At 48.2% G+C, this 14,088-nt stretch carries 11 protein-coding genes; 8 read left to right on the forward strand and 3 right to left on the reverse strand.

Going from position 1 to position 14,088, the window contains the following annotated elements:
- Positions 1 to 126 precede the first annotated feature (126 nt).
- The 5 genes from NLX78_RS13535 (at position 127) to NLX78_RS13555 (ending at position 8,571) form a co-directional block, all read left to right on the forward strand.
- Positions 127 to 1,248 carry an NADH:flavin oxidoreductase gene (locus NLX78_RS13535; RefSeq protein ID WP_254350677.1) on the forward strand — a complete coding sequence of 374 codons (1,122 nt, stop codon included), beginning with the start codon at positions 127 to 129 and terminating at the stop codon, positions 1,246 to 1,248.
- A 158-nt stretch (positions 1,249 to 1,406) separates the two neighbouring features.
- Positions 1,407 to 1,775 (forward strand): ArsR/SmtB family transcription factor, encoded by a 369-nt coding sequence (locus NLX78_RS13540; protein ID WP_007432172.1) that lies wholly within the window; start codon positions 1,407 to 1,409, stop codon positions 1,773 to 1,775.
- 185 nt (positions 1,776 to 1,960) lie between these two features.
- A complete protein-coding gene (locus NLX78_RS13545) occupies positions 1,961 to 4,402 on the forward strand; it encodes a heavy metal translocating P-type ATPase (protein ID WP_254350678.1) in 2,442 nt (813 codons plus the stop codon).
- 306 nt (positions 4,403 to 4,708) lie between these two features.
- Positions 4,709 to 6,157 carry a PEP-utilizing protein gene (locus NLX78_RS13550; RefSeq protein ID WP_254350679.1) on the forward strand — a complete coding sequence of 483 codons (1,449 nt, stop codon included), beginning with the start codon at positions 4,709 to 4,711 and terminating at the stop codon, positions 6,155 to 6,157.
- A gap of 431 nt (positions 6,158 to 6,588) precedes the next feature.
- Positions 6,589 to 8,571 carry a heavy metal translocating P-type ATPase gene (locus tag NLX78_RS13555; protein ID WP_302057384.1) on the forward strand — a complete coding sequence of 661 codons (1,983 nt, stop codon included), beginning with the start codon at positions 6,589 to 6,591 and terminating at the stop codon, positions 8,569 to 8,571.
- 101 nt (positions 8,572 to 8,672) lie between these two features.
- Here NLX78_RS13555 and NLX78_RS13560 read toward each other — a convergent pair whose 3' ends face one another.
- Together NLX78_RS13560 and NLX78_RS13565 are read right to left on the reverse strand one after the other, a co-directional pair.
- Positions 8,673 to 10,196, reverse strand: a complete 1,524-nt coding sequence (locus tag NLX78_RS13560; RefSeq protein ID WP_254350681.1) for a DHA2 family efflux MFS transporter permease subunit — start codon at positions 10,194 to 10,196, stop codon at positions 8,673 to 8,675.
- A 9-nt stretch (positions 10,197 to 10,205) separates the two neighbouring features.
- Complete coding sequence (locus NLX78_RS13565; RefSeq protein WP_103050342.1) at positions 10,206 to 10,841, reverse strand: HlyD family secretion protein; 636 nt, start codon at positions 10,839 to 10,841, stop codon at positions 10,206 to 10,208.
- Between the two features lie 132 nt (positions 10,842 to 10,973).
- On the opposite strand from NLX78_RS13565, the gene NLX78_RS13570 reads away from it, so the two are divergent.
- Positions 10,974 to 11,528: an NAD(P)H-dependent oxidoreductase gene (locus NLX78_RS13570; RefSeq protein WP_254350682.1), complete on the forward strand. Its 555-nt coding sequence runs from the start codon at positions 10,974 to 10,976 to the stop codon at positions 11,526 to 11,528.
- 10 nt (positions 11,529 to 11,538) lie between these two features.
- On the forward strand, positions 11,539 to 12,000 hold the full coding sequence (locus NLX78_RS13575; protein WP_235309936.1) for a hypothetical protein: 462 nt from the start codon (positions 11,539 to 11,541) through the stop codon (positions 11,998 to 12,000).
- A gap of 81 nt (positions 12,001 to 12,081) precedes the next feature.
- Here the strand turns inward: NLX78_RS13575 and NLX78_RS13580 are convergent, their stop codons facing one another.
- Positions 12,082 to 12,813, reverse strand: a complete 732-nt coding sequence (locus tag NLX78_RS13580; RefSeq protein WP_061828899.1) for a ZIP family metal transporter — start codon at positions 12,811 to 12,813, stop codon at positions 12,082 to 12,084.
- A 281-nt stretch (positions 12,814 to 13,094) separates the two neighbouring features.
- On the opposite strand from NLX78_RS13580, the gene trxB reads away from it, so the two are divergent.
- Positions 13,095 to 14,036 carry a thioredoxin-disulfide reductase gene (gene trxB / locus NLX78_RS13585; RefSeq protein ID WP_013311969.1) on the forward strand — a complete coding sequence of 314 codons (942 nt, stop codon included), beginning with the start codon at positions 13,095 to 13,097 and terminating at the stop codon, positions 14,034 to 14,036.
- Positions 14,037 to 14,088: the final 52 nt, after the last annotated feature.

Here is a 14,088-nt window from a genome sequence, read left to right on the forward strand (position 1 = left end):
TTTTTTGTGTAGCTTATTAAAATAAAAACTGTGGCTTCTTGAACTCAAGTTTACATATGTGTAAAATGGAATTGTATAACAGTAGAGTGAAAACGATAATACTAGTGGAGAGCGGAGGAAAAAGTAATGAACACAGAATTACTGTTTAAACCTTTTAAGTTAGGTAATTTATCTCTTCCCAATCGGATTGTTATGGCGCCAATGACACGAAATTTTTCTCCTCAAGGTATCCCAGGGCCTGATGTGGCCGCGTATTATCGTCGCCGTGCGGAAAATGCAGTTGGATTGATTATTACAGAGGGAACTGCTATTAATCATCCCGCAGCTGTGGAGCAAACAAGCATTCCTAATTTTTATGGTGAGGGATTAAAGGGGTGGGCCAAGGTAGTTGAGGAGGTTCATGCGGTAGGTGGCAAGATTATACCGCAGCTCTGGCATGTGGGTACGGCCCGTAAAATAGGTGCAGATAATCAACCGAATCCCGAGGCATTGCCTGTCGGTCCGTCCGGTATCTCTCCCGCCGGCGAAAAGGTGGTTGAGCCATTGACGGAGGCTGAGATTGCGAATATTATTTCAGCTTATGCACAGGCCGCTGCCGATGCCCAGCGAGTGGGTTTTGACGGCATTGAGCTTCATGGAGCTCATGGCTATTTAATCGATCAATTTTTCTGGGACAAAACCAATAAGCGCACCGACCAATACGGAGGCAACTTGGTCCAGCGTACTCGGTTTGCGGTGGAGGTCATTGAGGCTTGTCGTCGTGCAGTAGGGCCGAATTTCCCAATTGTATTGCGATTCTCCCAGTGGAAGATGTACCATTATGAAGAAAAGCTGGCCCAAACACCACAGGAACTTGAACAGTTTCTCACTCCATTAGTGAAGGCCGGGGTGGATGTATTCCATTGCTCAAGCCGCCGTTTTTGGGAACCGGAATTTGAAGGGTCTGATCTAAATTTGGCAGCTTGGACCAAAAAGATAACAGGCAAGCCAGTGATTACTGTGGGCTCGATTGGTTTAGAGAAGGCCTTTTTGAGTGATTTTGAAAATAATAATCGTCAAACCGATCAATCCAGTAATGTAGAGACAAGATTAGAACAACTCGTGGGGCAAGTAGAACGAGAGGAAGCTGATCTGGTTGCGGTTGGGCGTGCTTTGCTGGTTGATCCAGCGTTTGCGGTGAAGTTACGTGATCAACAAATAGATGAAATTATTCCTTACAGTGATGAAGTATTAAAAACGTTGAATTAAGCTTTATTAGGCTCTAAGTAGTGTAAAGCTATAGTGTTAGGCAAGCATTGTGACTTGGAAGTTTTCTGTTACAGGGCAAGCTGTAATATAAGCTATTCGTAAACTCTACGAATTTGCTATAATAGGAGCATCAAGTCGAAATACACGGGGTGAAAAGGATGAATTCTGAAACGGAAGCTTTGGATTGCGAGCCGGCTTGTCACGGTTCAGATCAGGAAATTGAGCGCATAAAATCTTCCCTTGTTGAGGATTCCATCGCATACAAAATGTCGGAGCTGTTCAAAGCACTGGGTGACCCGACACGAATCAAGCTGATTTATGCCCTGGCACAAAAAGAACTGTGTGTTCATGATCTGACCCAGGTGTTGAACATGGGACAATCTGCGGTATCCCACCAGCTTCGTTATTTGCGCAATCTGCGTATTGTCAAACGACGCAAAGAAGGCAAGACGGTGTTTTATTCACTGGATGATAATCATGTGGAGCAGATCTTTTTGCAAACCCATCAGCACATATCACATCAATAATTTTGGGATAAAACAACAGAGGGCGCCAAGCGATTGGCGCTCTTTTGGCGTTCGTCCGTTGAAGTCGATTTTTTTGTTAAAAAGGGCTAGAGTCATTGACTTTTGACCCTGATCCTGAATATAATGGCCTTAACAAATAATATATGAACAGTTGCTCATATATAGTTAATTGGAGGCCAATGACTATGGATGCTCTAAAAAGAACGGAACGGCATGAATGGATTTTGGAAGGTTTGGATTGCGCCAACTGTGCTCTCAAGATTGAAAATGGAGTCAGTAAAATAGAAGGGGTCATGGATTGCTCGGTCAATTTTGTTACGAAAACGTTGACGATGACCACAAGTTCGGATCAAAAAGAAGAGATATTTCGTCAAGCCGAACGGAAGGTCCACAGACTTGAGCCGCATGTTCGAATGGTTGTAAAAAATGCTCGTGGACGCCTGCGTGAAGACAGCCGAAGCAATGCTGGTGCAGTACAGCCAGACTGCACAGATGGTTGTGCATGCGGTCATGAGCATCATGGTGAAGGTGAAGGGCATACACACGAGGTCGGGCAACATGCTTCTCACAGCCACGCTGGTCATCATCATGGAGCACATGGCAAGCAAGCCCATACGCACGATGGACACGACCACGGGGATCATGCACACGAGCATCACAACCACCATGCAGAGCACGAACATGGTGAAGCTACCCACACTCATTCACATTCGCATGGAGATGATAGCCACGCTGGGCATACGCATGATCACGGTACGGACGGTATGCGCCGCATGATTGCGCGTTTGGCTATTGGTGCGGTCGTTGCGGCTGTTGCCTGGTGGTTACCTGTCGAAGGTGTAGGCAAGTTGGCCCTATTTTTACTGGCATATATCATCGTTGGCGGTGATGTTGTCTTGCAGGCTGCACGCAGTTTGGTACGTGGAATGGCCTTTGACGAATACTTCCTGATGACGCTGGCTACTGTTGGTGCATTTGCGATTGGGGAATACCCGGAAGGCGTAGCTGTCATGTTCTTTTATCAAATCGGAGAACTGTTTCAAGGCATTGCAGTTAACCGTTCACGTAAATCCATCAGTGATCTGATGGATATTAGACCGGACTATGCCAACCTGAAGACGGCTGAGTCCGTACGGAGAGTGTCCCCAGAAGACGTTCGCATTGGGGATTTGATTGTAATTAAGCCGGGCGAGAAGATCCCGCTGGATGGTAAGGTTATAGATGGTAAATCGCATGTGGATACCTCTGCGTTGACTGGTGAATCCGTGCCTCGTACCGTAGAGCCGGGAAGCAACGTGTTGAGTGGGTTTATCAATACGAACGGACTTCTAACGGTAGAGGTTAGCAAAGAATTTAGTGAATCGGCGGTCTCGAAAATTTTGGAATTAGTGCAAAATGCGAGTGCCAAAAAAGCGCCGACTGAAAAGTTTATCACGAAATTTTCCAGATACTATACTCCAGTAGTGGTTATTGTAGCGCTGTTGTTGGCGGTTGTTCCACCGCTTGTTGTGCCGGGTGCACATTTTGCAGATTGGGTATACCGTGCGCTTGTTTTCCTCGTTATTTCTTGTCCTTGTGCGCTGGTAGTATCCATTCCACTGGGCTTCTTTGGGGGAATTGGGGCAGCCTCCCGTTCAGGTGTCCTGATCAAGGGCGGGAACTATCTTGAAGCTCTGAATCATGTGAAATACGCTGTTTTTGATAAAACAGGCACACTCACCAAAGGTGTTTTCCGTGTAACAGGGATTTATCCTGCCGGAGATTTTACAAACGAAACCCTGCTCGAAACCGTCGCTTTGGCTGAGCTGCATTCCACACATCCTATTGCTGCTTCTCTGCGTGAATCCTACGGTAAAGAACTCAGAGCAGAACGGGTTCAGCAATATAGTGAAATATCCGGTCACGGGATTCAGGCACAAATTGATGGTCGTCTGGTATCAGCCGGGAACGCCAAGCTGATGGAGCGGGAGCATGTGGCTTTTAACGTGGCGCAGCAAGCAGGGACGCTGGATGAAGGAACGGTCGTACATGTGGCTGTAGACGGAACGTATGCCGGGTGCATTCTGATTTCAGATGAGGTTAAGGAAGACGCAGCCCAAACGGTTGCTTCACTGAAAAAGTTGGGTGTGTTGAAAACCATCATGCTGACGGGTGACAATCGGACTGTTGCCGAGGCCGTAGGACGACAGTTGGGTTTGGATGAAGTACGGGCAGAACTGTTACCTCAGCACAAAGCCGAAGCCATCGAGCAGTTGTCTGCAAGTAAAAAAACGAGCGACAAAATTTTGTTCGTAGGCGATGGGATTAATGATACACCCGTACTGGCGCTGGCAGATGTCGGTGTAGCGATGGGCGGTTTGGGATCGGATGCTGCGATTGAGGCGGCAGATATCGTAATTATGAACGACGAGCCTTCAAGGCTGGTTACGGCGATCCATATCGCCAAGCGCACACGTCGTATCGTATGGCAAAACATTATATTTGCGCTAGTTGTCAAAGCGGTTTTTCTTACGCTGGGAGCATTCGGTATTGCTACGATGTGGGAGGCTGTATTTTCCGATGTAGGTGTAACATTGCTAGCTGTATTGAATGTGATGCGTGTATTGAAGGTTCGTTCTTACGAGTAAAAATAAACACCTCTGGGTTAGCATCGGATGTATAGGCATCCTGTGAAAACCGGGGGTGTTTATTTTATAGGTTCCTTTTTCGAGTGGTCTTGTACCAGCAGGATAGAGATTTATTTTGGGATGTAGGGTAGTTGTGCCGAAATGTATAAATGTGTGGCGTGCCTAATACGTTAAGGTAGGGGCTTTACAAGTAAGGCCCATGTAAGATTCGGTTGCTCCATAATGAGTAAGCGTTTTCTTTATTTGGAGGGGTACTCGAATTCGTGTGTGCCAACTTGCTGACGGAAGAAAGGATGGATTAATAGCATGGAGGCTAAACTGATGCATGTATTCGCAGAGCTGTTGGGTGGCAAAAATAGCCGGGATCTCAAAGTTCCAGAGCCGGGTATGGAGGCTGCTGCACAGAGGTTGGCTATGGAGACGCTAAAGGCAGGCAGCCATGAAGCATCTGCTACGCAGGAGGAAGATCCGTTGGGCTGGCTGGTTGGTTTAGCTGAGCAGGGCGTAATCAGTCGAGCAGAGGCTTTGATGGCTGCGAATCCGGAATTACTTGGGGAAACGATGCTGAATAACGGCAACGATATTGGGCAAGCAGTGCGCACACTCCTAAAATGGAGCGATGAATACAGGCGCACCTCCATACGGATTTATGCCGATGCTCCTGCAAGTTTGAGTCGTATTGGCACAGAGACAGCATCGGAAATAGGCAGTTATGACGGTTATAGTCTTCTGCATGGTCCCTTGTCACAGGCATCTGGCCGTGTAGGGAAACTATGCTATGCCTATCTGGACGTAGCAGAGTCTGGACAGACGATTCATGCCCCTGACGGGGAGCCTGATCCCATCCTTATTCCCGGTTCACGTGCATCTGACACGTACAAAACCTTTAACCAGGCATCTGGCCTGCCTGGATTGTGTGAGCATTTGTCCCGTCGAATTATCAGTTTGCTGGAAACACAATATGAAAGCTTATTCGAGTCTTTGAACGGATCACCACTCTCTATAGCCCTAATTGAGCAGAACAATGCAGTGGGTATTGGAAGCTTGCAAGATATGCAGCTGGAGGCATTGCTGCGTGCGGCGTTGCGGAGCGTGCGGCAGGGGGGAGAACCCAAGCTGGAGATTATAGTGCGCAATCCGGCTGACGTGGACGAATTCCGGGCAGCGCGAGACTGGATTGACGGCGTTGCAGAGCAGACTTTATGCGGGCGTCTTCGGTGCATTCCATATCGGGTAGGCGTGCTTTTGACAGTTGACCCGTCTTTGGTGCCTAACGTAAGCCAAACAGGGAACAGGCAAGCTGCACGGTCGGGGGAGCCAGCCAATTCCAATAACATGTCCGAAGTGAGCGCACGACAGATCAAGCAGGTGGCTCAAGCTGCAGATCTGGCACGTTTTGCCGATACGGTCATTTTAGAAGTCATACCAACTCCATCCGATGACATTAGGGCTGAGGATCAGTTGATTCCATCCGGTGTCGATGGTCATGAGAACAATAGTGATACGATAAAATGCATAATGGAGGCTGTTCGACGTGTAAAGTCTGAGCTTCCTTTATGGGTAGCAATAGATGAAATTAACCATTCTCTGGATAGGATTTCGATCTGGGAGAATGAGCTGACGGGGGTCATTTGCCCGGACACAGCGGTTCCCACTGTACGCCTTGCGGCTGCGCGTCTGGGACTGCAACAGCCCGCAGATCGTCAGCACACTTCAGGAACTGCACACAATCACATGCGTGGAAGTTTCCTTTAGCCTGAAGATAACCGGAATTCTTGTAATAGAGGATTTTGCAAAAATCCAATAAGCGACTTTCAATGAACAATATATAGATCGAAATGGTCTAGTTCGTCTATATATTGCACTTTGGAGCGACTGGAATCGAATTTTGCAAATCCTGAATAGGATGCTTTAAATATGGAGGATACCTGCGGTGGCGCGGGTATCTTTTTTTATTTAGGCCATTGCTGGTTTACAAGTGGAAAAGAAAAGGTATATAATAAAACAAAAGTTTCGCTAATCCAAAATAATTGTATAGATGCAAAAATGATTATCATTCTCATTGTCAAACATGCTGCTTCGGACTTCCCGAAGCAGCATGTGCTATTTTAGGGCACTTAACAATGGATATCATTCTCAATGAAATGCTAGTACAAGGAACAAAATATGGAAAGGAACGTGACATGATGCAAGCTACTCAACGATTACAAGATACATTGTCTCCCTCTAACCGAACCCTTTCAAAAAACAGTGGTAGCGGACGACCCGGTCCGAATCGCAAGCCGCAATTTCAGCTTAAAAGCATGCTGAAAAATAAGGAGATGCAAGCTGCTCTAGGTAGTGGATTGCTGATGCTGATGGCATGGGGAGTCTCACATTGGTGGCAATGGCTATCGGTCATTCTGTATGTAGTGTCCTATGCCCTTGGGGGCTGGTCCAAAGCCAGAGAAGGGGTCGAAACACTGATTCGAGAACATGATCTGGATGTTAATCTACTCATGATCGCTGCCTCCCTAGGAGCTGCGGCCATAGGCTATTGGAATGAAGGAGCCATGCTGATCTTTATTTTTGCACTCAGCGGTGCGCTGGAGAGCTATACCACCGAGCGTAGTAGTAAGGATATTTCTGAGCTTATGGCGTTGAAGCCGGAAACGGCTTTGCGCTTATCTCGTGAGGGGATGGAAACAGTCGGCATTGAACAGCTGTTGCCAGGCGACCTGCTGCTGGTGAAGCCGGGCGAACTGATTCCGGCGGACGGCCGAATCTCCAAGGGCGTTTCGGCAGTGAATCAGGCATCTATTACCGGGGAGTCTGTTCCGGTAAATAAGGTGGAAGGTGACGAAGTATATGCGGGCACCATTAATGGAGAAGGCGTGCTATATGTAGAGGTTAGTCAGTCCTCGGAGGACACTTTATTTTCAAAAATCATTCGTATGGTGGAAGAGGCTCAGACCGAAGTTCCTGATTCCCAGCGGTTTATTAAAACGTTCGAATCGGTGTACGCTCGAATTGTTGTTGCTGTCACGCTGATCGTCATTGTCGGTGCACCCATCGCATTAGGCTGGACGTGGGCAGCAGCGTTCTATAAGGCTATGGTGTTCCTCGTCGTGGCCTCACCCTGTGCGCTCGTGTCATCCATTATGCCAGTGATGCTATCGGCCATCTCCAACCGTGCCCGACGGGGCATTCTGTTCAAAGGTGGAGCACATGTAGAGAATATGGCATTGACTTCTGTTGTTGCTTTTGACAAAACAGGTACGTTAACGATGGGGTCACCTGTCGTCACGGATTGGATTACCGCCGCAGAATACGATGCCGATGAGCTATTGCACATTGTCGCCACAATTGAAAGTTATTCTTTGCATCCGCTGGCGCGAGCGATTGTAGCCAAAGCCGAAGCTAAATTGGGACAGAGAGATCCTCTCCCAACCGAGCAAGTGCAGGCACTCACCGGATGGGGAATGGAAGGCATCATAGGCGGGGTGAAATGGAAAATCGGTCGCACAGATGTGCTGGATGGACCTAGTCCTCTGGCAGAGCCAGAGTGGATGGAGAGTCGGGCCCGGCTGGAAGCTGAGGGCAAAACCGTATCCATCATCCTCGCGGATGATCGGATTGCTGGAATGCTGGCACTACGCGATGAGTTGCGTCCGCAGGCTCAAGAGTCCGTGAAACGCCTGCAAGCGCAGGGTATCAGGGTTGTCATGTTAACCGGAGACCGTCCAGAAACGGCCGCTGTGATCGCGGAGCAGGCCGGAGTCGACGCTGTATATGCTGGCTTAATGCCGGAGGACAAAGTCAGCCATATTCGCATGCTGCGGGAGCAGTACGGGCATGTCGTCATGGTCGGCGACGGTGTGAACGACGCTCCTGCGTTGACAGCAGCAACCGTAGGACTAGGCATGGGGATGCATGGCAGCGGAGCAGCGCTAGAGGTCGCAGACGTGGTACTGATGAATGATGGAATCGAGGAGATCGCTCCGACGATAGCACTGGCGCGCAAGGCGCAGCGGGTGGTCAAACAAAATATGGTCTTCGCGGTAAGTGTCATTTTGCTGCTTGTGATCAGCAACTTTGTGCAGGATATAGCCTTGCCATTTGGGGTTATTGGGCATGAAGGCAGCACAATACTGGTCATTTTGAATGGTCTGCGCTTATTGCGGTCATAGGACTAATAATTACAAGATGACAAACAGGAAGGAGCATTCATACCTCTTAAAATCCAAGGGGGTGAATGCTCCTTCTTTTGCAGCCTCGCAACGCTGTACGTCTATCTTCGGCGCGGCGTAGATCGTCGTAAGAACAAGGAAAACAATAGCCCCGCTAGTGCAATCCCTGTAGCAATGATAAAGGCATCATTAATACCATGGATCGTTGATTCTGTAACGGCACTTCGGTATACCTGTTGTAGCGCCAACGATGAACCACTTTCTGTTGAAATGCCCGCCGTTTGCGCGAGGGTTTGTCCCAACTGTGCTACCCCTTCGGTTAAAGGAACATTGGCGGTGGTAGCGACATTCGCATAATCCGCTACATGAATTGTCGTTCGGCTGCTCATTACAGTAATGAGCCAAGCGGTACCAATAGACCCGGCAATTTGCCGTACTGTGTTGGACATGGCTGTACCGTGGCTACCGAGATGGGCAGGTAGCTGGTTTAGCCCTTCCGTCTGGACGGACATCATCAGCAATGACATTCCGAAGCTGCGAATCGTATAGATGATCATAATATGTCCGTAGGTGGTGGCATCGGTCAGCAGACTGAACTCCCAGGTTGTGACTGCTGTAATGATCAGTCCAATGATCGCCAACGGCCTTGCGCCTATACGGTCAAATACTGCCCCTGATATCGGTGACATCACACCCATCAGCAGTGCACCCGGTAACAGCAGCAGACCGGATTGCAGCGGCGTAAAGCCGCGTATATTTTGCAAATAGATCGGTAGCAGCAGCATCCCGCCAAACATCGTCATGTTGACGGTAGCCCCAACTAAGGTCGATACGGTAAAAATATCATATTTAAACACACGGAACTCCAGCATCGGTTGTATCATGTTCAGCTCACGCACGATAAACAATACAATAAACACAACCCCGGCAGCGAGTGTAAGTATTACCGTATTGCTGTCCCAGCCCTTGTCTCCAGCTGAACTAAAGCCATACAGTAGGAAGCCAAAGCCCAGTGTGGAAAAGATGGTTCCCAACAGATCAAAGTTCGGTTTCGTTAGCTTGGATACATTTTTTAGCCAGCGTATGGCAAACAGAATATCAATGATTGCCAACGGAATCACCAGCAAAAATAGCAGTCTCCAACTATAGTGCTCCACAATCCAACCGGATAAAGTCGGTCCAACCGCCGGGGCAAACATCATGGCAATCCCCATGGTCCCCATAGCAGCGCCTCGTTTTTCGGGGGGAAACACAGTCAGGAACACGTTCATGACCACAGGCATGATAATGCCCGCTCCGCTGGCCTGAATAACGCGTCCAACCAGCATAGGAGCAAAGCCGGTACTGGTAGCACAGACGACAGACCCGGCAGTAAATAACCCCATCGCGGAGATGAATAGCGCACGTGTTCCGAATGACTCAATCAGAAAAGCAGTGATAGGAATCAAAATCCCGTTGGTTAGCATATATCCGGTGGATAGCCATTGAACGGTTGTGGCAGACACATTGAAGTCATTCATCAAATGTGGAATGGCCACGTTGAGCAGCGTTTGATTCAAAATCGAAATGAAGGCGCCTAGCAGCAGCACGGACAGAATACGTCCGACGGACATTTTTTGATCCATGACAGCCTCCTACTTGTGAACTCTGATGGTCGCACTCATTCCCGGGATAATACCCAGCCCCTTGTAACCTTGAATGGAAATATTGACAGGCACGACCTGTGTCACCTTGGTATAGTTGGCAGTGGTGTTAGAAGTGGGCAGTAGTGAAAAAGTTGATGCGGTCGCCAGGCCGATCTTTTCGAGTTTACCGCTCAGGGACGTATCCGGGTAAGCATCAATATATACATCTACCGTCTGTCCTACTTGAAGATCTTGTACAGCCGTTTCGTCAATATTGGCGGTAATCCATAAATTGTTTAGATCAAAAGCCTTCGCTAAGGGTGTGCCTGCCCCAACAATCGAGTTGTTGACTGCAGATTGCTGTACGATGGTACCATCGGTTGGAATCGTAACGCTAATTCGGCTTCCGCCTCCTTCTACACTACCAAGCGTGCTTCCAGCGGTGTAGGTCTTACCAACTTCAGCATTCCAGCCAGTGAGTTTGCCAGCGCCTGGAGAGGCAACGGTAACTGCTTGTCCGCTCACTTGGGCATTATCGGTTTTTATGTAGTTGGCGGATTGATTGTAGTAATAGGCGGCGGCTCCACCACCTGCCAGAATAATGATAATAACTAGCAGGTTGACTAATATGGCGCGTGAATTCATGTTTACATGCCTCCCTAGTTTTTGGATTTTCAAAGTATGCGTCAAACGATTCATAATATTCAGATGGGTTTTGGGCAAGGTTAAGAGCGCATGCGAAAAAGATGATTTTGCTGACAAAGGATGATGCGCATAATGACGACCAGAATCATGATTGTATATGACAGTGAAAATGGGCATACCGAACGTCTCGCTCGCTCGATCGCAGAAGGAGCACACCTTGAGCATACGGAAGTGTTGTTAAAGCATGTGAATGAGGCCGATGTGAATGAGCTAGTGAGTGTGGATGCCATTATATGGGGTTGCCCGGGCCATTTTGGTACCATCAGCAGCGGTCTGAAAAGCTGGATTGATAAGCTGGGGTATCTGTGGGCGCAGGGCAAGCTGATGGATAAAATCGGCGCTGTGTTTTGCACAACAGCTACCGTTCATGGTGGATTGGAATCTACGCTTCTGAATTTGATTACTCCGATGCTTCATCAAGGCATGATTATTGTAGGACTGCCCGCTAATATTACGGAAAATGCATTATACGGCTCCTATTACGGCGTAGGGGTAACATGTCCAGTGGAGACAGACCCCAATGGTCTGCCTAATCTTCCAACGGGTGATGATCTTGCACTAGGTCGTTCTTTGGGCAAACGGGTCGCTGAGATAGCGGGACGGTACCGTAGCGCTGAAAGAGAATAGGAGGCTACCGATGACCATTGCTTTTATCGTAGTAGCTGCGGTTGCCTTTATTTTTTTGCTGGTATTTAATACAAAGATGACGCGCAAATCCTCTCCCAAAACTCGCCCCACGGAAGAGGAGTCACGTCAAAGAAGCAAACGTCCTTATCCTGTACAGGTGGAACCCGAGGCACGTGAAAGGATAGATTCTACGCGAGAGATGCCGCATAAGGATATCGACGTCGAAGAACGTCATGCGGAGGAACAACACAAGGTGCCTGATATCCAGACGGATAAGAAGGTAGAAAAGGATCGCGAGAACATCAAGGATGCTTACGGAGATCAGGATTATCGTGCGGCTTTACGTGGTTTTGCCAGGAAGGACGAAGAAAAGGATGGACGTTCCCAAATATCCAAGGGAGAGAAGGAGACTCACAAAAGTGAGGACGAGCAGTATCGTGAAGCACTGCGCTCCATGAACCAAAAAAAATGAGGTATCTCCATGTGAACATACTAAAAAGGCTGCTTATCTGTCTGGATTACAGGCAGACGGCAGCCTTTTTGTGTTGTTCGGCTATAGCCATTCGGTTAGCCCAATCATCGTAATTAAGCCGAGAATAAAAGAAAATGTGGCGATCCGCTGGTTGCCATCCCCGTGACTCTCGGGAATCAATTCCTTGTAGACAATAAACATCATGGCTCCGGCGGCAAAAGCAAGGCCGTAAGGTACCAGTCCGTTCACCCAGCTGCTCAAATAAAACCCGATCAGACTCGTAATGATTTCCACGGCTCCGGTGAGGGTAGCAATGCCCAAGGCCTTGAAACGGCCGATATTTTGATTCACAAGAAACAACGCTACGATAAAGCCTTCCGGGGCATTTTGCAGGCCGATAGAGAAGGCGATCAGATTGCCGAGATTTTGAGTTTCACTTGCATAGCTGACCCCAACAGAGAGTCCTTCTGGCAAATTGTGCAATGTAATAGCTGCGATAATGAGAAAAGATTTGGACTCCAGTTGAAACGTCTTGGAGTCTGGGTCCTCCAAATCCGCATGGGGAATGTACATTTCCATCACCAGTAATACGAGACAGCCGAGCAGGATTCCCGCAGTCAGCACGAACCAATTAGAATGCTGGATTGCTTCGGGAATGAGGTTATACACGGATGCAGAGGTCATAATTCCTGCGGCATAAGCCAACAGAACATCGCGAAGCCGATGCGTGATATTGCGCATAAACAGTATGGGCACGGCGCCGAGTCCAGTGGACAGGGCAGAAATAAAGCTACCTAAAAAAACGTCATTCATAATGGGGATAATCCCTCCATACCTGATTTATCTTTATACTTCGCTTCATGAAAACTTCATTTGACTGTTTACAGCTATTTCCGCATAATGAAATTAGGATTTAGAATCAGTCTAAGTCATAAGAAGCTACAAAACAAGTGATTCGTTTTTGCAATATCCGGGTGTCCACATTTTGGGATAAGCTTCTGGTGGAATTACTTTTAGAGTATATGCAGCTGCCCAGCGCCCGGTGCCGAAAACTCGTTATATAATACTTATGATATTTTAGGAGGAACCAAGATATGTACAAGTCCATTATTATAGGTACCGGCCCTGCCGGTTTGACCGCTGCAATTTATCTGGCACGCGCTAACATGAGCCCACTGGTGATCGAAGGACCACAGCCAGGCGGACAATTAACTACGACTACGGAAGTCGAAAATTTCCCAGGTTTTCCTGAAGGAATCATGGGACCCGATTTGATGGATAATATGCGTAAGCAAGCGGAGCGTTTTGGCGCTGAATTCCGCACAGGCTGGGTAAACAAAGTAGACACAACGGCTCGTCCATTTACATTGGATGTAGAAGGTTTGGGTGAACTGGTTACTGATACGCTGATTATTTCCACAGGGGCGACTGCCAAATATCTGGGTATTCCCGGTGAACAGGATAATATCGGACGTGGCGTAAGCACTTGCGCAACATGCGACGGCTTCTTTTTCCGTGGCAAAGAAATTGTTGTCATCGGCGGTGGAGACTCTGCCTTGGAAGAAGCCAATTTCCTGACTCGATTTGCCTCCAAAGTGACATTGGTGCATCGTCGTGAAGAAATGCGCGCCTCCAAAATTATGCAGGATCGTGCTCGTGCGAACAACAAAATTGAATGGGCGCTTAATCGTACTCCTGTAGAAGTGATTGCGGACGAGAACGGAGTCACTGGCTTGAAAGTGCTGAATAATGCAACAGGTGAAGAGGAAGTTATTACAGTTAGCGGCGTGTTCGTGGCGATTGGTCATCATCCGAATACAGGCTTCCTCGAGGGGCAAATTACAACGGATGCGAACGGTTATATCGTCGTAAATCCGGGTACTTCCGAAACAAACGTGCCTGGCGTATTCGCTTGTGGTGACGTACAGGATACTCGCTACAGACAAGCGATTACCGCAGCAGGTAGTGGCTGCATGGCTGCTATGGACAGCGAGAAGTACATCGAAAGCTTGGAGCACAGCGCACTGGCCCTGTAATGATCCTTGGAAATATGAATAAATATGTTGTAACAAAATAAATGATGAGGTG

Origin of the sequence: Paenibacillus sp. Lou8.1, from assembly GCF_024213565.1 — a bacterium.
GTDB lineage: Bacteria > Bacillota > Bacilli > Paenibacillales > Paenibacillaceae > Paenibacillus > Paenibacillus polymyxa_B.